Here is a 20,622-nt window from a genome sequence, read left to right on the forward strand (position 1 = left end):
TCAATGTGCGGTGCCGGTTGGGGTGGATGGTTTCCAGCCGTTTTGCAGGATCGCGCGCTCCTGAGCATCGACGCCGTGGTCGTTGCTCGCTGCATTCGCGGCGCCTGCGTTCGCGGACGGGTTAGCCGTGGCTGTCGTGGTTGCTTGCGGGGCGCCATTCGCAGGATTAGCGGGATTGGGCGCCTTCGTCGAACCGGTCGAACTCGTTGAATTCGGCGACCCGAGCGGCTTCCAGGCCGTTGCGACGATGGCGCGCTCCAGCAACGATTGCGCGTGCTGGCTGCTCGAATCGATTGCCAGGGCCTCCGACGCCTGTTGCTGTGCGCAGGCCCAGGTATGCTGCGCCGCGCATCGCTCTGCGCCCTGCAATGCGTTGTCGCGCCGCTGCTCGCGCGCCGCGATGTCACGCTGGATCGTGCGCGCGTCCTCGTTGTCCGGGTCGCGCGCGAGTGCGGCGCTGTTCGCGGCCTTCGCGTCGAACAGGTTGTTTTCCGCGAGGCTCCTGCGGGCGACGCGCAAGCTGTCGGCCACATCCGTGTATTGCGGCGTCGCACGGGGCGGCGGCGAGGCAGCGGGCGCCCCCGTGTCGGCAGCAGGGGGCAGCGTCGCGTTCGTCGTTTCCCGGGACGCAGAGGTCGAGACCGAGCCGCCCGACGAGTGCGTGCTCTGATCTTCGTTCGCGCTGTCCTGCTTGCGATTGTCGCCAAGCAGCAGATAGGTGGCGTAGCCGAACATGAGAACGAGCCAGAAAAGGAAGAGGCCCTTCGTCAGGATCCATCGTTTCGTGAGCCCGAACGGCAACGCATGCCCGGGCAACTGGTGCGGATCACCGGGCTGCGCCGTCGGGTGGTCGGATGCCAGCGCGGCGGCCGGTGAGAGCTTCGCGGCCGCAGGCACGGGCGGCGCTGCCGCCGTGGGACCGAGCGCTTCCAGCGTGGCTTTCGGATGCGTGCCCAGCGTAACGGTGTCGAGCGGTCGATCCGTGCCGCAGTAAGGGCAGAAGTCGACGTGCTGATAGATCAACCCACCGCAGCGCTTGCACGCAAAGGGGTAACTCGGGTCGTGAGTAATCTGAGCGGACATGCGTGCGTCCCACCGTTATGGCGATGCCATTTCGGCATGCTCAGAATCGTTGTTGAAGCGATCGGCAAGGCCTCGCGGAACCCACGATCTGCATGCACAGGAAAGCGGCGGCGCTGGTCCGAGCGCTACCGCTTGCAGGAAAATATGGTTGATTTCCCACAGCGCGTCAATGTCCGCTGTTGCCTACCGCACATAACGTATTCCCTCGCATGCGCGTGACCGATCGGATCGCGGGATTTCTTGCGGTTCATGCAAGCTTTTTATGCGCGCCGTTTTTATTCATAAGAATAGCTAAATGATCGGATGGATTCGCTGCGCGGGTGTGCAAATAAGACCCCAATTTGGCGTCGTGACTCGCAGGCATTCCCCGGGGCACCGATCCACGCCCACTCACGCCACAATCCAAAATCCACCTTGCGGCGGTGCAAAATACTGTATAAATTAACAGTATGTGTTTACGTCCAGTAGGAGCGTGGCATGGAATCGCTGATCCGCATCGTGAATGATGAAGACCGTCAGGCGTTTGAATGGTTGGTCGCCAACGTGGGCGCGCAGCGCGTCGGGGCGGCGGCGCAACGGCTGGCTGCCGGAGGAAAGCGGCCGTTCGTTTCCGCGCTGTGCCGGTACCTGGGCGCGTGGCCGCCGGCTGCGCGCCGGGGGCGCTCGGTTGCACCCGTTCATACGGCGGTGGGTGACCTGCACCTCGCGCGCATCCGTGAGATGCTCGCACAGAGCAACACGGTGAAGGCTCGCGCGCATTGATGTTTGGGGCTTCTCCGGGCTTCCCGCCGGTGTTCCCGCCGCCGGGAAGCCCGCGGGATCAGCGCTGCGCGCCAAAGCGGCGATAGAGCTGCCGCGCCACATGGTCGAGCAGGAAGCCCAGCGCGCCAATCACGAGCACGACCGCCATCAGCTCCGAATACGCGAGCCGGTCGCGCGTATCGAGAATCAGGTAACCGAGTCCCGAACTCACGCCCAGCATTTCGGCGGGCACGAGCACGATCCACAACACGCCGATGGCGAGGCGCACGCCCGTGAGCACATGCGCGGCAATGCCCGGCACGTAGATGTGCCAGAGCATTTCGGCGCGCGTCGCGGCGAGGCTTTCGCCAAGCTGCACCCAGCGCGCGTCGATATGCTGGACGCCCGACGCCGTGCTCATCACGATCGGCCACACCGCCGCGAAGGCGAGCAGGAAGTACACGGGCGGGTCGCCCACGCCGAGCGACATCACGGCGATAGGCATCCACGAAAGCGGCGAGATCATGCGCAGGAATTGCAGCGCGGGCGACAGCGCCGTTTCGAGCGCCTTCACGCGGCCGATCAGAAAGCCGAGCGGCACGCCTATCGCCATCGCGAACGCGAGACCGACGCCAATGCGCCGCAGACTCGCGCCGATATGCGCGAACAACCGGTCGTCGGTGATGAGCGATGGGAAGGTTTGCAGCGCCGCGAGCGGGCCGAACTGCGCGGCGAGCGCGTTGTGGCGCGCGAGCACCGCCACGCCTGCTGCCCAGAACGCGAGGATCGCCACGAGGCCGAGCACGCCGAGCGAAGCGTGCGCCAGAACGCCGCGCGCACGTTCCCGGTGCGCGCCTTCGCCTGGCGGCGCGGCGCCTCGTGCGGCGCCGGAGTGGGCGGGCAGGCTAGACAACGATCGTCTCCGTGCGCGCATACGAAGCGGGCAGGCCAAATGTCTTCATGCCGCCGACGGCTTCGATGCTCTTTTTCACGAAGCGGTCGTCAACGAGATCGCGCGCCACGAAGGCCGGGTCCAGCGCCTTGATGAACTGCCCGTTGCCTTCGACCTGCGTCGCCTTGAGCCGCCGCACGAGTTCCTCGGTGTACGCGGGGTAAGGATAGGGCTGGAAGTCGATGCGCTTCTCGTGCCAGTCGCCGTGAATGATGGCGCGGTCGCCCAGATAGCGCGCTTCGTCGGCGGGCGTGGGCGCGAGCACGCTTTGCAGCAGGCCGGCCGCGTGTGGCGTGTAGTGATTCTCGCCGCTCTTCGAGAGCAGTTGCGCGGCTTCTTGCGGATGCGCGCGCGTCCACACCTGGGCCTGCACGATCGCATTGACGACCTTTTGCGACCACGCGGGCCGCCCGGTCAGGTCGCGTTCGTGCATGAACACCACACAGCACGCGTGATCGCGCCAGACGTCGCCCGTGAAGCGCAGGATCTTGCCGACCTTGAGCGCCTCCGCTGCCGCGTTGAACGGCTCCGCCACGATAAAGCCCGCGATCTGCTTCGCGGCGAGCGCGGGCGGCATGTCGGAAGGCGCCATCACGACGAGGCGCACTTCGTTGGACTTGAGCGCGCCGTCCTTCGCGAGCACCGGCGTGAGGCCTTGCGCGCGAAGCATGTCTTGCAGCACGACGTTGTGAATGGAGTACCAGAACGGCACGGCAAAGGTCTTGCCGCCCAGATCCGCGAGCTTGTCGATCTCGGGCGCGACCGTGAGCGCCGAGCCGTTCACGTGATTCCACGCCACGACCTTGGCGCTCGCCTGGCTGCCGTAGCGTGCCCAGATCGTCATCGGCGAGAGCAGGTGGACGACGTTGACCTGACCGGAGAGGAAGGCCTCGACGAGCTGTGCCCAGCTGCGCAGCAGCGTGGGTTTTTCGACCTGCAAGCCCGCTTGCGCGAAATAGCCGTTGTTGTGCGCGACGAGCAGGGGCGCCGCGTCGGTAATGGGCAGATAGCCGATCCGCAGCGGCGCGTCCGGTTCGCTCGCGGCACGCGCGTCGAGCGCGCTGAGCAGCGGCGCGGCGCCCGCGACCGTGAAAAGCGATGCGAGCTTGAGCCACTCGCGGCGGGTCATCGGAAACTGGCACATGCGGTGGTCGTCCTCGTGGGTTGCGGGTTTTACAGGTGGGGCGCGGCGGTGCGCGCCATGGAGTCGTGCAGCGCGCTCACGAGCCGCACACGCAGCGCGCCGAGCGCTTCGACGTGCGAGTGGCGCGGCGCGGGCACGTCGACGGTGAGATCGAGCGCGATGCCGCCCTGCCCGAGCACGCACACGCGGTCGGAAACGAGCAGCGCCTCGTCGATGTCGTGGGTGACGAGCAGCGTCGCGGCCTGCGTGTTGCGTACGACCTGCACGAGCAGGCGCTGCATGTCGGCGCGCGTGACTTCGTCGAGTGCGCCGAACGGTTCGTCGAGCAGCAGCGTGCGCGGCTCGCGTGCGAGTGCACGGGCGAGCGCGGCGCGCTGCGCCATGCCGCCCGAAAGCTGGCGCGGCGCGAGATGCGCGGCATGTGCGAGGCCCACGGCCTGCAATGCCGTTGCCACGCGCGCCTGGCGCACGCTGCGCGTGAGTGCGGGCTGGCGGCGGAAGTTCAGGCCGAACGCCACGTTGCGCTCGACCGAAAGCCAGGGCAGCAGGCACGGGTCCTGAAACGCGAGCGCGACGTCGGGGCGCGTGCCGTCGAGCCGCGCGCCGTCCACGCGCACTTCGCCCGCGGCCGGCGCGATCAGCCCGGCGGCGATGCGCAGCAGCGTGGACTTGCCCGCGCCGCTCGCCCCGAGGATCGACACGAGTTCGCCCGCGTGCACGTCGAGATCGACGCCGTCGAGCACGTTGCGCTGCTGCCAGCCCATGCGGATGCCGCGCAACGCGATACGCGCCGCGGGCGCTGCGTGCGCGCCGCCGCTCATGCGGCCTCGCTGCGGCGATGCTGCGCGAGCTGGTTTTTCAACTGCACGAGCGTGGGCGTGACGATGGGCACGAAGGCGGCTTCGCGGCTGCGGCGCGCGGTGTCGTTCGTCATGCTTGTGGCGTTTGTGGTTTGCGCCGCGCCCTGCGCGCGCAAATAGCCGCGTCCGCCCGCTGCCTGCACGTCCAGACGCGCGGCGGCCGCGACCACATCGGCCAGGCCGATGCGCACTTCGAATTGCGCGGCAGGCTGCGCGACGAAAGCGCCGCTTGCCACGCCTTCGTAGAGGCGCGCGGTAAGCGTGTCGAGTTCGGCGCGCAGTGCGGCGGCGTCATCGGCGAGCGCCGCGCGCACGGCAGGGCTGCTCGCATCGACGGATTCGAGCGCGCGGCGCGCGAGGCCAATCGACATGCCGCATTGCAGGCCGAGGAACGCGGGGCGGGCGCGCGCGAGGAAGGCAGGCGTGTCGGCGGCGATCAGCCAGCTTGCGTCGAGCTCGGTGTGCGCGAGCGTGAGCGCGGCCGTGTTGCTGCCGCGCAGGGCGATCAGGTCGAGGTCGTCGCTGCGCGTGACGCCCGGCGCGTCGTGCGGTACGGCGAAGAGGGCGGGCGGCGCGCCGTCGTGGCGGTCGAACGCGGCGGCGACCACGAAGCCTTCGGGGCGCAGATTCGTGATCCAGGGCAACGCGCCGTCGAGCGCGAAGCGTGTGGCGCCGGCGTCGAGCGGCGTGGCGCGCATCTGCAATGGCTCGATCGCGCAGAGGTATTTCATCGCGTTCGAGAGTCCCGTCGCGCCCGCGTGCTCGCCCGAAAGGAGCGCGGGCAGCCAGCGCGCGCGCAGGGCGTCGTTATCGCTTTGCAGCAGGTATTCGATGAATGTGCGCTGGCCCCAGAACACGAACGCGCTCGCAAGCGAATGGCGCGCGACGGCGGCGATCGCCTCGATGGCGTCGACGGTCGTGCCGCCCGCTCCGCCCAGCGCAGCGGCCACGCCCACGCGAAAGAGGCCCGCGCGCGCGAGTCGCGGCACGATCTCGCTTGCGTGATTGTCGCCGCGCGAGTGGGCGTCGATGGCCTCGGCGTGCGCGTCGAGCCAGGCCGCGAGATCGGCGGGCAGCGTGTGAAGCCGCACGCTCGTCATGCCGCGCGCACGCCCGCTTCCCAGCGATAGGCGGCCAGTTGAGGATTGAGCTCGTTTTGCGCGAGGTTGTTCGCGAAGTTGCACAGCGTTGCGAGGCTCACGCCGAGCACGACTTCGAGCGCGTTCGCGTCGCTGAAACCGGCTTCGCGAAACGCGGCGAGCGCGGCGTCGGGCACCGCGCCGCGCGTGGCGATCACCTCGCGCGCGAACGTGGCGACGGCGTCGAGCCGAGCATCGCCGCTCGCACGCCCGTCGCGCAGCGCGCCAACCACGGCGTCGGGCAACTGCGCCTTTTTGAGCGCGACGGCGGTGTGGCCCGCCACGCAGAAGCCGCAGCCGTGAATCGCGGCGGCGGTGATCTGCACGGCTTCGCGCTCGGCAAGCGTGAGGCCGCTGCGCGCGTTGATCTCGCCGACGGTCAAATACGTTTCGAGCGCGACGGGTGCGTTGGCGAGCGAGGCGACGAGATTGGGCAGAAAGCCGTTCGCGGCCTGCGAGCGCTCCAGGAACGGGCGGCTCGCTTCAGGCGCGCTTTCGATGGTGTGCAGCGGCAGACGGCTCATGACGGTTCCTCGCAGATTCGGTGAAAGTGGTGCGATTATGTTGTCGCGCGCAACGGCGAACAATGCGCGCGCGTCTGCGATTCATGCGGATTTGTCTTGCGTGCGGTTTTCGCGCGATTTCCCTACATCGTCCATACGTGGCACTCAATGGAGCGCGACGTGCGCGAGCGATTCGGCATCCTTAGCGGTGCGCCGCCACGCGCCGGGCTGCACGCCGGTCACGCGCTTGAACGCCTGTGCGAACGCCGATTCCGATTGATAGCCCACTTGCTCCGCCGCATCGGGCGTGCTGGCCCCCGTGCTCAGCATGGACGCCGCGAGCTTCATGCGCACGAGCGTGACGAATTGCGCGGGCGGCTGCCCCGACAACTCCGCGAACAGTTTGCAAAAGCGCGCGCGCGACATATGGCTGAATTCGGCCATGCTCGCCGTGGTCCAGGATTTGCCGGGTTCGGCGACGATGGCCGCGACGAGCGGAGCGAACGCGGGCCGGCGCATGAGCGACCAGAAGCAGGGCGCGAGTTCGTCGTTGCCGTCGAGCGCGCGCAGCGCGTAGACGAACAGCAGGCCAGTTAGACGCGCAATGAGTGGCGAAGGCGTGTGCGGATCGAGCAGCGCCTCGGCCCGGATCAACTCGAAAATCTGGCGCGCGCCATGCAGCGCCGACTGATCGTGACGCGCGATCACGTGATCGGGCAGCAGGCCGAGCATGAGATCGTCGAGGCCCGCTTTGAACTCGAAGAAGCCGCAGGCAAGACCTAGGCTGCCGGGCGCTTCGCGACCGTCTGGGTCGAGCGGCGTCATCGTGCCTGCGCGCGCCGTTTCGCGACCGCGCTCGGGCGCGAGCGGATCGGGCGAAAGACAGTGGGGCGAATCGGCGAGCAGGAACACGGCGTCGCCCGCGGCGAGCGGCACGCTGCGCGCGGGGCGTTGCGCTCGCGCCGGCACATGGAGCCAGCACCGGCCGTGCAGCACCACATGAAAGCTCGCACGCCGAAGGCCGCTTGTCGAAGCCTGCCACTCGCCGCAATACTGGCCTACGTGAAAGAGTGTGCTCGTCGGTTCAAGACCTTCGAGCAGCCAGGCGGAGAAAGCATCGACATGAGAAGGCATACGTTCCAGCTTGCGGATAGCGCGGACAGACCTGACGCAGGATCTCCCACCATAATCCGTTCCGGCGTCGATGCAACCAAGATATCGTCAGATGCTTATCTACGGTTTCGTATAGGTCCGCGCCGCTTCGCCAGGCGTTGCGGCTTGATGGCTGCTTCCTGGGCCTGCTGGCCGGCTAGCCGCCATCATCGTCAGCGAGGCCGCTGGCGGGCGGATCGGCAACGAACTGCGCGGTGAAGGCGGCCAGCAAATCGTCCGAGTCGTCGACGAACTCGCCAAGCATGAGCGTCGCCGCGCGCGCGAGCAGGTCCGACTGTAGCGTGGCGTAGGTTGTGCGCGACCGGAGCAGCGCGCGCACCGCCGCGCGGGTTGCGGGGCGCGCGACGTCCCGGGCGTTGCGCCCGAGCAGCCCTGCGGCGGCGATCTCGGCCTTGAACTCGCTGGCTTCGAGCAGGTCCATGGCCTCGTCGTACACCCGGTCGGTGTTGCCCGCGAAGAAAAACTTACGGAGTACGAACAGGATGTCCGAGGCGTCGGTGGATGTCGACGTGCGCCGGTCTTGCCACGCCATGAGTTTGAGCAGCACGAAAGCGGGAATCGTCACGACCGGAACGACCTGTCCTTCGCCGATGTCGATCTGCTCGGCGGTGTCCACCGCCTCCTGAAAGCCCAGCACGGTCATGACGATGTCGCCGTCGGGCGGCCAGGCAATCGTGCCGGGCTGCGCCTCGACCGGACCGAAGGGAACGAGGTCGAGTTGCACGCCAAATGCGTCGGTCTCGCGCTGAAAGATGAGCTTTTGCTGGGCTTTTGCGTCGCGCGTGAAGTGGCCGCTCGCAAGCAACCGGTCGATCAGCGTCTGATGAAACTCCCAACTGAGCGCGCACACCGCCACGTCGACGTCGCGGGTGGCGATCGGCGACTTGATGCCCCGGAGGTGCCAGAACTGGATGTCGCGCGCGGTTGCGCCCGCCAGCACGAAGTGCGCGCCAAGTTGCCCGCAGGCGTCTTTTACGGCGGACAGCAGCGCGATGGTGAGCGCGGGGACCGGCCGGTCAGCCGGCACCTTGACTACCGGTGTTTGCGAGGAAGCGGTCATAGACGGTCTGTGCAGCGGCGTGGTGCCGGCTGTCGCCCGTGGCGATCAGGTCGGCGTAGACGAGCAGCGGATGGACGACGCCCGGCGGGACGTCCCAGTTGCGCTCGGCAGTTTCGGGCCAAAACGACTCGAGTATTTCGACTTCGCCTTGCGGGTCGGCGCGCAGGCGCGCGGTTTTCTTGAGCGCGAGCGTCGCGGCTGTGCGCGCATAGACCGTGACCGACGCGGGCTTGATCTCGTGCGTGAGGAGATCGGCGGCGCACTCGCCACCCAGGCGCGCTTCGAGCCCCGAAAGATGCGCGCCTTGCCACCAGTCGACGCCCACGCCGCTCGTGAAGCGCTGCGCCATGAGTTTTGGCCGCAAGCGGGCAGGGTACAGGCTTGCCCACTCGTCAATCATGCGGCGCGGGTTGGCGAGCACGCGCCGGTTGCCCTTGTGAACGACGAGCCCTCGTGCGATCAGGTCGTCGACGGCGAGGTTGACGGTGTTCAGCGCCACGCCCGACGCTTGCGCAATCGTGCGGTACGGCTGTTGCACGAGGCCCGGTTGAGTCGCAAGCGCGAATGTTACGCGCAAGCCCTTTGGGGTTGTCGAGCGCGAACGTGTGTCGCTTTGCGCGAGCGCAGGTTTGCTGCGCCCCACGATCATGATCGTGGCCTCGGGCTCGTCGAGCCAGGCGTTGCCGGCGGTGTCCAGAAACGGAATACCCTTCGCGATAAGGCTCTGCGCGAGCCTCGCCGTGACATGCTGGGTGACCAGCATGACCGGCCGGCCGGACTTCGGCCCGGCTGCGGCGCTCGCGAGACGAATGCCGGCGCTCGAGGCGCTGGCGGGGTTCGTTGCGATCACCACGGGCATCTCGAACTGCTTGCCGGAAACCGAAAAGCGCACCGACGCGTCGACCCTGGGCGGGCGCGAGGGGGGGCTGAAGCCCGGTTCGGCGTGGTAGCGATGCGTGGCGTCCGAGAAGGCTTCGCATGCCAGGCTAAGCGCCATCTGCTCCGAGGCGGAAAGGCGGTGGGTGGCAGCCATCAAGGACACTCCTGTATGTTATTTTTTAGTGTACGTTAAAAAAGAACACTGTGCAAATAACGTACAAGATGCCTACTCGATTGAATTTTATGGGGAAATTATCGAGATATGGCTTTTTTGTACGCTTAATCGATATGTACGCTAATTGAGGACGAAGAAAATAAAACGTACAGACACTGCCTGAAACGTGGACCGGATCGGGACTTCGCGTTTGCCGGCGCCGTATAAACCGTTCGCTATCGCACATTTTCCCGGACCTTCACGGTCCTTCCACAGGCAACGAACGGGATAATGAGAGGCGGTGTCCGGCAGAGGCAAGGCGCGACTGGCGCGCCGCTAACCGGCCGGGAAGTTCTTTCCGGAAACGATGCACCCAGCATCGTTTGCTGACTCAGCGTGGGGAACAGTGATCACCCGTCGCAGGTTCATCGGCGCGTTGCCGGTCTTGCCGTCACTCTTTGCGTCCGCGACAAGCCGGGCGGGCTCCGATGCGGCCTCCAGGGTCGCGCTCGTCATCGGCAACAGCCACTATCCGCACATGGCGCTGCGCAATCCGGGAAACGATGCGCAGGCAATGGCGGGTTTGCTCAGCAAGGCGGGTTTTCACGTCGACACACAGCTCGACGCGAATCGCGATGCCTGTCTGTCCGCCATCCAGCAATTCGGCCAGAGCCTTTCGAATGCCGATGTCAAGCTGGCGATTTTTTATTACGCGGGGCATGGCGCGCAACTCGACTGGCACAACTATCTGATTCCGGTGGACGCGCACGTGAGCACCGGCGACGAACTCCGATCGCGCTGTGTCGATCTCGGCGCGTTGCTCGACGCGTTTGCGAAGGCGAAGGGAAAGACATACGTCGTCATTCTCGATGCGTGTCGCAATGATCCGTTCAACGGCACATACCGGCCCGCGCAAGCGGGGCTCAGCCAGTTCGACGCACCCGTGGGCAGTCTGCTGGCCTATGCCACATCGCCGGGCAGCGTTGCGTACGACGGCGACGCGAACAACGGCCTGTACACCGGGAGCCTGGTGCGCGAACTGTCGCGCACGGCCACGCGGATCGAGGACGCGTTTAAGCGCGTGCGCCTGAACGTGCAGCTCATGTCGAACGGCGGGCAGATTCCGTGGGAATCGACGTCGCTCGAGAACGACGTGTACATCTTCGAAAACGACGCGAAGCCGCTCACCGACGCGGAGATCGAAGTCATCACGCGGGACGATCTCGACACCTGGATGCGGATCAAGTCGTCACGCAACCCCGACGACTGGGTTGCCTACTTGCGCAAGTTTCCGGATGGCCGCTTCGCCGAGATCGCGCAAATGCGGCTGACGCGCTTGCTCGCGGTGTCCCGTGGTCATCAAGCCGCGACGGCGGCGGCTTCGATGGCGGTCACGCCCGCTCCGGCGAGTTCCGCACTCGTGTCGAGCGACGCGGACGAGGAGGGCGCCACGACAATTGAAGTCGCGTCGGGCGATACGTTGGCCAATCTGAACCGGCCATCGGCCAATCCGTTTTCCGCCGGGCGTTATCCGCTCGGCCGCCACTTCACGGTCGACGACGAAGCGATATTTCTGGTGAGCGATCTCCTGACGGGGCTGCCTGAACGGCGCTATCGCGTTCGCATTACGAAAGTCGATCTGGATGCGGACCGCGTTGAAGGAAACGACGGACGCTGGGTATGGGACTCGATGGGCAATGTGATCGTCTCGCCGCATGGCGGCGTGAACGACGTACCGGCGCAACTCGCTCCCACCGAAATTCAGATCGGCAAGCAATGGACCGCCGCATGGCACGCGGATCATCCTGAATACGGACAGCAATTCATTTCACTCGACCTGAAGATCGTCGCCCGAGAGCCCATCACGGCGGCGCAGCAGACCTTCAACGCGTTTCGGATCGAAGGCAGTGGCTGGATTGAAATCTACGAGGGCGTGGGGCGTCGTTCGGTGAGCGCGGAGCGCAAATACTGGATCGTGCCCGGCATCAACTTCCCGCTCAGGATCGAACTGGTCAATCGCCCCACCGGCCGCTCCAGAAGCTATCGTGCAGGAGGCGGCGGTGGGCATCGCAGGGAAAGACAGGACCTCGTGATGCTTCGGCAACACGCGGTGGACGTGACCGAGGGAGCATGATGTCCGGCGGGCGAGGTCCGTGCCTGGCCTTTGCCGGATCAGGGGTGCGAATACGGGTCCTGAAGCGGCGATTGGCGCGTTGTATGGTGCCGGTGGTGCTGCTTGTGCTTTGACTTCGGTTTGGACTTCGCCTGCGGTTGGGGTTGCGCCTGGCCGGGCGGCGGCGGCGCGGAATTCGCGTGAGCGCGTTGCGGCGAGCTCTCGCCTTCGCCAAAGTGAAACGTCTGCGAGGTTTGCGCGTGAGCGGTCGTGGACAGCGCCACGGCGACCAGCAACAGGTAATTCGAAAACTTCATGGGCGCTCCTTTTTGAACATGCGCGGGGGACACATTGCCCGCTGCGGGGCATGCGCCGATATTCAGGCGTTCGCAGCCGGATTGCGCTGCACGGCCACGCACTTGATCTCCACCAGCAAGCCGGGATGCGCGAGTTCGGATACGCCGATCGACGTCCATGCGCACGTGCCGCGCGGAAAGACCCGATTCTTCACTTCGCGGAAAACGGGCATGTGCGTGCTCATCTGCACGTGGTACGTCGTCATATCGACGACATCTTCAAAGCCGCATCCGGCCGCCTCCAGCACGACACGCAGATTTTCCCAGCACGCCAGAAATTGCGCTTCCGGGTCGGCGATCACTTCGAGATCGGCGGTGCGTCCGACCTGGCCGGCGCAGAAAACGGTGGCGCCGACTTTCACGGCCGGTACATATCCGGCGCGTTCAACGATACGTTGCATCGCGGGCGGGACGATCAATTCGCGGTCTGTCATGGTAATTCGTGGCAAGGTTGATACGGTGATGCACCGTTGGCGGGGTCATCGAGCGGATCGCATGCGATGCGGCGTTGAGCCGGCTGCGAGCGCGCAAGAGGCGTTTACGCATGGCGTCTACGCCGTGGCTGAGAAAGCGGCTGGGCCCCGTGAGAGATGAAAAACCCCGCGCAGCGGGGTTTCATGGCTCGCGACCAAGGGCACATTCAAGGCCACACTCAAAGCCACACGGCGCGCGTCACGCCGCCAGCTTGAGCGCTTGCGAGAAGTCCGCGATCAGGTCGTCGATATCCTCGATGCCCGCGGAAAGCCGCAGCATGCCGTCGGAGATGCCCATTTCCTTGCGCGTTGCCGCCCCCGCTTCGAAAAAGATCGTCGGCGCAACAGGAATGATGAGCGTGCGCGTGTCGCCGAGGCCGGTCGCCTTGATCGGCAGTTGCAGCGCATTGACGACGTCGATCATGCGATCCGCGTTGAGCAACTCGAACGCGAGCAGCCACGAAGCGCCTTTGAACAGCTTCTGCGCGATCTCGTATTGAGGATGGCTTTTCAGGCCGGGATAGAACACCTTGCCGATGGCGTCGTGTCCTTCGAGAAACTGCGCGAGCGCGAGCGCATTGTCGCTGCTTTGCTTCACGCGCAAGGCGAGCGTTTCCGCGCCCATGGCGATCGAGTGCGCCTGTTCTGAGGACAACGCCGCACCCATGTCGCGCAGGCCTTTCTTGCGGATCTGCAAGAGCCCCTGGTCCTTCGGCGCCGAACGGCGGTAGTCGTCGGCGATATTCGGATACGCGCTCCAGTCGAACAGGCCCGTGTCGGTCACCGCGCCGCCGAGCGCGGCGCCGTGGCCCGCGATGGTCTTCGTCAGCGAGTTGATGACGAGGCTCGCGCCAACCGCCTTCGGCTTGAACAAGGCGGGCGAGGTGATCGTGTTGTCGACGACGTACGCGAGACCGCGCTCGCGGCACACGTTGCCGATGCCTTCCAGGTCGGGAATCTGCGTGCCCGGATTCGCGATGGTTTCGACGAACACCATGCGCGTGTTCGGGCGAATGGCGTTCTTCACGTTCTCGACGTCGCAGGCGTCGACGGTCGTGACTTCGACGCCGAGCGTGCGCAGCGTGCCGAACAGGCTGTTGGTGTTGCCGAACACGTAGCGGCTCGACACGAGATGGTCGCCCGCGCGCAGGAGCGTGAGGAACGTCGCCGTGATCGCGGCCATGCCGGTGCTGAAGCAGATCGTGCCGACGCCTTCTTCGAGGCTCGTGATCTTGCGCTCGAGCGAGGCGGTCGTGGGCGTGCCTTGCCGCGCGTAGTTGAAGCCGCCCTTTTTCGTGCCCTGGAACACGCCGATCAGATCCTCGACGCGTTCGAAACCATATTGCACGGACGTGTGAATCGGCTGGCGCACGCCGCCGTGCTCGGTGCCCGCGATTCTGTCGCCGTGAACGATGCCCGTGGTAAAGCCTTGCTTGCTCATTCCTTCTCCGTCTCTCAAGTCGATTTCTGTCTGGCAGATTATCGCCTGGGTTACGGTGTCGCAGCGCCCCGCGCCCCTCGCCCCGCGCAGCGGGTCAAGCCGGGTCAACCGCTCGCATGCCGCCGCCGATGCAGCGGGCCGAGTGCGCTCGAGAGGGCGGCGCAGGGCAGCAGGACCGCGACGAGCGCGAACATCGTCGTCCTGAATGCATGCGCATAGTCGGCGGCGGCCGGCGTTGCGCCGAGCAACGAGAAGAACAGCCCGCCCAGCGTTGCCGCGCCCACGGCCGCGCCGATCTGCAACGTCGCCGAGACCATGCCGGAGGCCACGCCCGCGCGCTCGGGCTCCACTTCGGCAAGCACGATCCGCACGACGGAGGGCAGGACGAAGCCCTGGCCGAGCCCAATCGCCGCAAGCCCGACGTAGAAGCCGCTTCCGGGCGCGCCCGCGCCGGCCAGCGCGGCCGCGATGGCAAGGCCGGTCCCGAGCAGCAGGAAGCCGAGCGTCAGGACGCGATACCCGCCGAAGCGGTGCACGAGGCGCGGCATCAGCAGCGGGCTGGAGAGGAAGCCAACGCCGAAGGGCAGGATCGCGAGTCCCGACGCAAGCGGCGACCAGTGCAGGCCGCCCTGCAAATAAATGCCGTAGCTCAGGAAAAACGCGCTCGTCATATAGAACACGAACGCGAGCACGAGGCCCAGCGCGACGACGGGATTGCGAAAGAGCCGCACGTCGAGCAGCGGGTCGCGGCCGTTGGCGAGACTGCGCCACTCCACGCGCAACAGCAAGCCGAGCATGGGCAGCGAGCCGATCAGGCAGGCGACCATCCACAGCGGCCAGCCGGACTCGCGCCCGCGCGTGAGCGGATAGACCAGCATCAGCAGGAACAGCGAAAGCAGGATGGTGCCCGGCACGTCGATGCGGCGGCCGCTCGGCGGGCGGCTTTCCGGTATGTAGCGCCAGCTGCCGATGAGCGCGAGCACGCCGATCGGCAGATTGACGAGGAAGATCGCGCGCCAGCCAAGGCCAAAAGGATGCAGGCTGATCAGCGCGCCGCCGCCGAGTTGTCCGATGACCGCGGCGACGCCGAACACGAAGCCGTAGAGCCCCATCACGCGCACCTGCTCGTGCGGCGTGAATACGCTGCGGATCGTGGCGAGCACCTGGGGCGCGAGGATCGCGGCGAACAGGCCCTGGAATATGCGCGCGGCGACGAGCATCGCGCCACTGGTGGCGAGGCCGCAGAACGTGGAGGCGACGACGAACCCAGCCATGCCCGCCATGAAGACGCGTTTGCGGCCGTACAGGTCACCCAGCCGTCCGCCGGTGATCTGCATGACGGCGTTCGCGCACGCGTACGCCGAGACCACGAGTTGCAGCTCGGTTGCCTGCGCGCCCAGCCCGTCGCGGATCGCGGGCAGCGCCAGGTTCACGATGAAGTAGTCGAGCGGGGGGAGGATCGCGCCGACCAGCAGGACGACCAGCGCCCAGCCGTGATGGCCATGCCCGGCCTCGGCGGAATCGCTTGCGGCGACGCGGGATGTCGTCGCTCGCGCGGCGAAGGTGTTGTCGGACATAGGTGTGCTCAGTGATAAAGGGGCGGATGCAATTGCAGGTGCGCCGCCGTTGTGGGCACGCAGCCCATCATGGAACCGCTATTCTCTGCGCGTCCCATGGTCCGGAAAAGCGGGAATTAATGCTATGATCAATCGAGTTATTCGATGGATGCGGAACGCCATGCGCGGCTTTGAATTCGACCAGTTGAAGACGTTCGCAACCGTGGCGAACACGGGCAGCCTTTCGGCGGCGGCGCCGCTCCTGCATCTTTCGCAATCCACGATCAGCGAGCAGGTGCGCAAGCTCGAAGTGCGCGCGGGCGTGCCGCTCTTCACGCGCAGCAAGCGCGGCGTCGAGCTGACGGCGGCGGGCACCCGGCTGCTCGATCATGCGCGGCGCCTCGTGGCGCTCAACGAAGCCGCCTACGACGAATTGCGCGGGCAGGCGATCAAGGGCGAGTTGCGCGTGGCGATCACGGAGTATTTCCGCACCCATGAGGTCGCCGGTTTGCTGGTCCGGTTGCGCGAATGCTATCCGCACCTGAGCCTGCATGTGAGCGCAATGAAGAGCGCCGATATCGAAGTCGCCTATGCGCGGCGGCAGATCGATCTGGGCGTGGTCATGCACATGTCGACTGGGCCGTTCCGGCCCGCGGATATCGACGCCGACGCGCGCTGGGAGTTGCGCCGCGAGCCGCTTTCCTGGGTCGCCTCGCCGTCGCTGGCCGAGCAGTTGCCGGAACCGTTGCCGCTCGTGTTGCTGCCGGGCGACTGCATGATGCATCAGGTCGCGGTGCGCGCTCTCGAAGCAAACGACATGACCTACGAACTCGTACACAGCGCGTCCGGCGTGGGCGGACTGCAATCCATGCTGGCCGCCGGTCTGGGCGTGGGCTGCCTGTGCACATCGGCAATTGGCGAGGGCCTCGTGCGGCTCGGTGCGAAGCACCGTTTGCCGGTCTTGCCCGAAGCCGTTTTCTCGCTGATGCCGCCGCATCCCGGCGAACAGGAAACGGTGACGCAGGCGAGAGAAGTGCTGGCGCGGCAACTGCTCGTGTGATTGCACGCGCAATATCTCGGGTACGCGAGATTCTGTCGCTGCGTTCTGTCGCAAGCATTCACACCTGTCGCAATGCATCATCGTCATCTAAATCATCGCGCATGGCGACGGAAACTATTCCTTGACAAAGCCCCTTGTCGACTTCTATTTTTCCACTGCCGTCTTCCATTGCGGAACACGCCGAGCGTAGAGAAATTCAGGAAAACGACTGCTTTTTTGTGCAGATTCGATAAATTCATTAGGTATCTGAAATGAATTTATTTTGATGAATTCGATGTGATTTTGTCGGGCTTGGAAAATTGCATGTCGGCCGTTGCATATGGCTGGTTTGCAGCGTGACGTCTATCGCACAACACGTCGATCAGATCGACACGGCGCACACGGGCCGCGTTGCGATGAGCGACGTGCGGCAATCCCTCCAGAAGCAGGTGCAATGATGCGGTTTCGTTGAAATGGCAACGATCGGAATCCTGCGTGCGGGTACGCCCCGCGCTCTGCGGGCAACCGTGTGCCTGCTGGCGGCGGGACTGTCGGCTTCGACCGGTTTCGCGCTCGATGCAGGGCCCGTCGCTTTGCCTCAGAGTGCGCCGCATTACAGGGTTGGCGACAACTGGACTTTTTTGCGCTCCGACGCGTTGTCCGGAAAGGGCCGCACGTTCACGCAAACCGTGACCGCTGTTCATACCGATGGCAGCGCCTCGCTGCTGATCGGCCCCGGAGGCGGGCGCCTGGAATTGACCTCCGAAGCCAACGTGGTGCCGAGCGGTGCCGGCCAGCAAGCCTGCGGCATCGCGCTGCATTTTCCGTTGCAGGCGGGTACGCACTACGAGGCGGATTGCCGGGCCGTCAGCGAATCGGGCATGACGGTGACGCGTCGCGCGCAGTGCGACGTGGAAGGCGTGGAGACGGTTCAGACGAAGGCGGGTTCGTTCCCGGCGATCAAGATCCGGATGAGCGGAACCTGGTCGCCGCAGTCCGGCTACGGCGGCGGGCCGATGGAGGAGACGCTCTGGTATGCGCCGAGCGTCAAGCGCGTGGTGCGCGAAGAATTTCAAGGGCGTCTCGCGGGCAAGGGCGTGCCCGCGACGGCCGCGGTCGAACTGGTGCGTTACGCGGTGAAGCCGTAGCGTGCGCCGGGATCAGCGATAGAAGGCAGACGGTGCGATCCCGAAGTGGCGCTTGAACATGGCGGCGAACGCACTCTGGCTCGTGTAGCCGTGATCGAGTGCGACCGTGAGGATCTTCTCGCCGTGCGCGAGGCGTTCGAGCGCCAGAAAGAGCCGCGCGTGCTGGCGCCAGCGTCCGAGCGTCATGCCCGTTTCGCGCTGGAACGCGCGATGTAGCGTGCGTTCCACCATGCCGAGTTCGCAGGCCCAATGTGCGGCTTCGTGCGGCGCTCCCGGGGCGGCCACGATCGCGTCGCAAAGCCTGCGCAGGCGCGCGTCGGCAGGCCACGGCAGATACAGTGGCAGACGCGGAATCATGGCGATCTCGGCCAGCAACAAACGCATCAACAACTCATGACGGCTGCCCGGCGCGTAATCCAGCGGCGCTTGCACGGCCGCGAGAATCAGCTCGCGCAGCAAGGGCGGTACATCCACGACGCAGCTTCCCTGCGGCAAATCGACGGCGGCGCCCGGCTCGACGAACACGGTGCGCATGCGTACGTTGCCGCTCATGCGCACCGTGTGCTCGAGCCCCGCGTCGAGCCAGACCGCCCGCGTGGGCGGCACGACCCAGCGGCCCGTCCGCGCCTCGACCAGCATCACCCCTTCGACCGCATAGAGGAGCTGCGCGCGGCGATGGCTGTGCGTGTCGATAAACGCACCGTGCGGATAGTCCGCGGCGAGCGCGGCCACCGGCATCGGCGTGTCTTCGAATGGAACATGGATGTCGTGTGGAGGGAGCGCGATCATCGGCGGGTGCGGTGCGATGTCAATTTTGCGATAACAAAGGACATTCTAGCGTGAGACGGACCGCGTTCGCGGCGGGCACCATCGAGGCTCTCCCGACCCACTTCGTCAACATCAGGATGCCCGCAATGCCTCCCTTTTCCGCGCTCTTTCCACTCGTCGCGATTCTGCTGTGGTCCGGCAACGTGATGGTGTCGCGCTTGTCCGCGCACACCATCGACCCCTATGCCATCACGTTCTGGCGCCTCGCGCTGGCCGTCGCGCTGATGAGCCTCTTCGTGCCCGCCGCGGCGTGGCGCAACCGCGCAGCGATCGTTGCCCAGTTGCCCAGACTCGCCTTTCTTGGCTTTCTCGCGATGGCGTTGTTTCAGTGCCTCTCGTACGAAGCCGCGAAGACAACCACGGCCACGAATATGGCGATCATGACTGCGCTCGTGCCATTGCTCACGATGCTGCTCTCCGTCGCGCTGCTCGGCGAAACGCCGACGGCCGGCATGGCCTGCGGCGCGGTGCTTTCGTTCGCCGGACTCGTCTGGCTCATCACGGCGGGCAACCCGGCGGCGCTGCTGGCGGGCGGTGTCCACGCTGGCGACCTCCTGATGCTGGCCGCTGGCGGTGCATATGCACTCTACGGGGTGCTGTTGAGGCGCTGGCACGTGGGCTTGCCGTCATGGCAATCGACATACGTCCAGGCGATTGCGGCGCTGCTGTTCATGCTCGTGCCGCTCCTGCGCCTGCCGCTCGTCGACGCGCTGCCGAATCGCGCGAGCCTGCCACTCATTGCCTACGCGGGATCGCTGGCGTCCGTCGTGCTGCCGTTCTTCTGGATGCAGGGCGTGAAACACCTCGGGCCGAACCGGTGCAGCATGTACATGAACCTGCTGCCGGTGTTCACGGCTGCGCTCGCCGTGGGCGCGTTCGGCGAACAGTTGCACGCGTATCACCTCTTCGGCGGCGCCGTGGCGCTCGCGGGGGTGCTCCTCGCGCAGACGTGGCGCGCGCCGCTCGTCGGTCGTCGTGAGCAAACAGGTGCCGCGGCCGAGTGATCTGAGTGATGCAACTAACTGTCGGTGCGCGCCGCGTCCTGTGTTCCGCCGGTTCCCGGCGCAATCCATCTGCCGGCAAGGGAGAGGGTGCTTTCCAGCTCGACGGGCGATCGATGCGATGCCGCTGCGATCTCCGGTTACGGCGGCCGGCTTTTTCATCGCGGCTTACTGACGCGGCAGAAAGGGCTGCGTAACGGCCGCGGTATACTTCCGCGCTTCTTTTGCCCCTGCCGTATCAAGGATTAGACATGAGCGCATTGCCACCCTGCCCTAAATGCAATTCCGAGTTCACGTACGAAGACGGCGGCGTCTATATCTGCCCGGAGTGCGCACACGAGTGGTCGGGCCAGGCAACGGCTGCGACTGAGGCGGCGGGCAGGGTCTATCGCGATTCGGCCGGCAATGTGCTCCAGGACGGCGATACCGTTACGGTCATCAAGGACTTGAAGCTGAAGGGCTCGGGTGGCGTGATCAAGATGGGCACCAAGGTCAAGAACATCCGGCTGGTGGACAGTGATCACGATATCGATTGCAAGATCGATGGCTTCGGCGCCATGAGCCTGAAGACGGAATTCGTCAGAAAGGCCTGATCAGCGCATCGTGCGTGAATGGCAGCCGGTGTCTGGATGCGGCTGCTTGAGGACTTTGTCTCGGCCGAAGCGGGGTTGGCGTATTGGCCCCTCGTTCCCTGAAAACCGGCCCCGAAAATTATTTTTCGATAATCGCTTGACGGGTGATTCAGCGACCTGCATAATTCGCCTCCTTCGCTGATCGCTGCGAACGAAAACGCAGCGATTAAGACGAATTGCTCTTTAAAAATTTACAGCCGATAAGTGTGGGCGCTTGATGCGGTGACGCGGCCTGACCTTGTTCTTCGGAGCGAAGTCGGGAGTAGCGAAAGTATCAAGAGTCTCACACTAAAGTAAGTCAGGTTTTTGAATTTATTCAGAACCTGTCAGCTTTGAGTGAGCGACTG

Annotated in this window: 20 protein-coding genes and 1 pseudogene; 7 read left to right on the forward strand and 14 right to left on the reverse strand. The window is 65.5% G+C overall.

Annotated elements, in window-relative coordinates; genetic code table 11:
* Positions 1-1,083 (reverse strand): zinc ribbon domain-containing protein, encoded by a 1,083-nt coding sequence (locus C7402_RS42915; protein WP_133254649.1) that lies wholly within the window; start codon positions 1,081-1,083, stop codon positions 1-3.
* Between the two features lie 477 nt (positions 1,084-1,560).
* Between C7402_RS42915 and C7402_RS42920 the strand changes: the two genes are divergently transcribed.
* Positions 1,561-1,845, forward strand: a complete 285-nt coding sequence (locus tag C7402_RS42920) for a CppA family protein (protein ID WP_116614866.1) — start codon at positions 1,561-1,563, stop codon at positions 1,843-1,845.
* 58 nt (positions 1,846-1,903) lie between these two features.
* Here C7402_RS42920 and C7402_RS42925 read toward each other — a convergent pair whose 3' ends face one another.
* The 8 genes from C7402_RS42925 to C7402_RS42960 form a co-directional block, all read right to left on the reverse strand.
* Positions 1,904-2,758 (reverse strand): ABC transporter permease, encoded by an 855-nt coding sequence (locus C7402_RS42925; RefSeq protein ID WP_116614867.1) that lies wholly within the window; start codon positions 2,756-2,758, stop codon positions 1,904-1,906.
* Positions 2,730-3,920, reverse strand: a complete 1,191-nt coding sequence (locus C7402_RS42930) for an ABC transporter substrate-binding protein (RefSeq protein WP_116614868.1) — start codon at positions 3,918-3,920, stop codon at positions 2,730-2,732. Before C7402_RS42930 ends, C7402_RS42925 begins: the two co-directional genes overlap by 29 nt.
* A gap of 29 nt (positions 3,921-3,949) precedes the next feature.
* Positions 3,950-4,741 (reverse strand): ABC transporter ATP-binding protein, encoded by a 792-nt coding sequence (locus tag C7402_RS42935; RefSeq protein WP_116614869.1) that lies wholly within the window; start codon positions 4,739-4,741, stop codon positions 3,950-3,952.
* Positions 4,738-5,880, reverse strand: a complete 1,143-nt coding sequence (locus C7402_RS42940) for an acyl-CoA dehydrogenase family protein (RefSeq protein WP_116614870.1) — start codon at positions 5,878-5,880, stop codon at positions 4,738-4,740. Before C7402_RS42940 ends, C7402_RS42935 begins: the two co-directional genes overlap by 4 nt.
* On the reverse strand, positions 5,877-6,443 hold the full coding sequence (locus C7402_RS42945) for a carboxymuconolactone decarboxylase family protein (protein ID WP_116614871.1): 567 nt from the start codon (positions 6,441-6,443) through the stop codon (positions 5,877-5,879). Before C7402_RS42945 ends, C7402_RS42940 begins: the two co-directional genes overlap by 4 nt.
* A 144-nt stretch (positions 6,444-6,587) precedes the next feature.
* Positions 6,588-7,556 carry an AraC family transcriptional regulator gene (locus C7402_RS42950; RefSeq protein ID WP_116614872.1) on the reverse strand — a complete coding sequence of 323 codons (969 nt, stop codon included), beginning with the start codon at positions 7,554-7,556 and terminating at the stop codon, positions 6,588-6,590.
* Between the two features lie 175 nt (positions 7,557-7,731).
* The gene (locus tag C7402_RS42955; protein WP_116614873.1) at positions 7,732-8,655 is read right to left on the reverse strand and encodes a nucleotidyl transferase AbiEii/AbiGii toxin family protein; all 924 of its coding nucleotides are present in this window, start codon (positions 8,653-8,655) and stop codon (positions 7,732-7,734) included.
* Entirely contained in the window at positions 8,612-9,688 is a 1,077-nt protein-coding gene (locus C7402_RS42960; RefSeq protein ID WP_116614874.1) for a type IV toxin-antitoxin system AbiEi family antitoxin, read from the reverse strand. The genes C7402_RS42955 and C7402_RS42960 overlap by 44 nt, the downstream gene beginning before the upstream one ends.
* 406 nt (positions 9,689-10,094) lie before the next feature.
* Here C7402_RS42960 and C7402_RS42965 point away from each other — a divergent pair, with 406 nt between their 5' ends.
* The gene (locus C7402_RS42965) at positions 10,095-11,822 is read left to right on the forward strand and encodes a caspase family protein (RefSeq protein ID WP_165842124.1); all 1,728 of its coding nucleotides are present in this window, start codon (positions 10,095-10,097) and stop codon (positions 11,820-11,822) included.
* Between the two features lie 38 nt (positions 11,823-11,860).
* On the opposite strand, the gene C7402_RS42970 is transcribed toward C7402_RS42965, so the two are convergent.
* From C7402_RS42970 to C7402_RS42985, 4 genes are all read right to left on the reverse strand, one after another.
* The gene (locus C7402_RS42970; protein WP_116614876.1) at positions 11,861-12,118 is read right to left on the reverse strand and encodes a hypothetical protein; all 258 of its coding nucleotides are present in this window, start codon (positions 12,116-12,118) and stop codon (positions 11,861-11,863) included.
* Positions 12,119-12,180: 62 nt separating this feature from the next.
* Positions 12,181-12,591: a RidA family protein gene (locus C7402_RS42975; RefSeq protein ID WP_116614877.1), complete on the reverse strand. Its 411-nt coding sequence runs from the start codon at positions 12,589-12,591 to the stop codon at positions 12,181-12,183.
* 238 nt (positions 12,592-12,829) lie between these two features.
* Positions 12,830-14,071 carry a cystathionine gamma-synthase family protein gene (locus tag C7402_RS42980; protein ID WP_116614878.1) on the reverse strand — a complete coding sequence of 414 codons (1,242 nt, stop codon included), beginning with the start codon at positions 14,069-14,071 and terminating at the stop codon, positions 12,830-12,832.
* 104 nt (positions 14,072-14,175) lie between these two features.
* Positions 14,176-15,648: an MFS transporter gene (locus tag C7402_RS42985; protein WP_116614879.1), complete on the reverse strand. Its 1,473-nt coding sequence runs from the start codon at positions 15,646-15,648 to the stop codon at positions 14,176-14,178.
* 160 nt (positions 15,649-15,808) lie between these two features.
* On the opposite strand from C7402_RS42985, the gene C7402_RS42990 reads away from it, so the two are divergent.
* The 3 genes and pseudogenes from C7402_RS42990 (at position 15,809) to C7402_RS43000 (ending at position 17,814) form a co-directional block, all read left to right on the forward strand.
* Positions 15,809-16,687 carry a LysR family transcriptional regulator gene (locus C7402_RS42990; protein ID WP_116614885.1) on the forward strand — a complete coding sequence of 293 codons (879 nt, stop codon included), beginning with the start codon at positions 15,809-15,811 and terminating at the stop codon, positions 16,685-16,687.
* Between the two features lie 344 nt (positions 16,688-17,031).
* A pseudogene (locus C7402_RS42995) lies at positions 17,032-17,124 on the forward strand (2-oxoglutarate dehydrogenase); the annotation flags it as partial.
* Between the two features lie 15 nt (positions 17,125-17,139).
* Positions 17,140-17,814 (forward strand): hypothetical protein, encoded by a 675-nt coding sequence (locus C7402_RS43000; RefSeq protein WP_116614880.1) that lies wholly within the window; start codon positions 17,140-17,142, stop codon positions 17,812-17,814.
* 12 nt (positions 17,815-17,826) lie between these two features.
* Here C7402_RS43000 and C7402_RS43005 read toward each other — a convergent pair whose 3' ends face one another.
* Positions 17,827-18,603, reverse strand: coding sequence for an AraC family transcriptional regulator (locus C7402_RS43005; RefSeq protein WP_244315075.1), 777 nt, complete (start codon positions 18,601-18,603; stop codon positions 17,827-17,829).
* 125 nt (positions 18,604-18,728) lie between these two features.
* Here C7402_RS43005 and C7402_RS43010 point away from each other — a divergent pair, with 125 nt between their 5' ends.
* On the forward strand, positions 18,729-19,646 hold the full coding sequence (locus C7402_RS43010; RefSeq protein ID WP_116614881.1) for a DMT family transporter: 918 nt from the start codon (positions 18,729-18,731) through the stop codon (positions 19,644-19,646).
* 248 nt (positions 19,647-19,894) lie between these two features.
* A complete protein-coding gene (locus C7402_RS43015; protein ID WP_112177854.1) occupies positions 19,895-20,236 on the forward strand; it encodes a zinc ribbon domain-containing protein YjdM in 342 nt (113 codons plus the stop codon).
* The last annotated feature ends 386 nt before the right edge of the window (positions 20,237-20,622 follow it).

Origin of the sequence: Paraburkholderia unamae (assembly GCF_003096875.1) — a bacterium.
Lineage (GTDB): Bacteria > Pseudomonadota > Gammaproteobacteria > Burkholderiales > Burkholderiaceae > Paraburkholderia > Paraburkholderia unamae.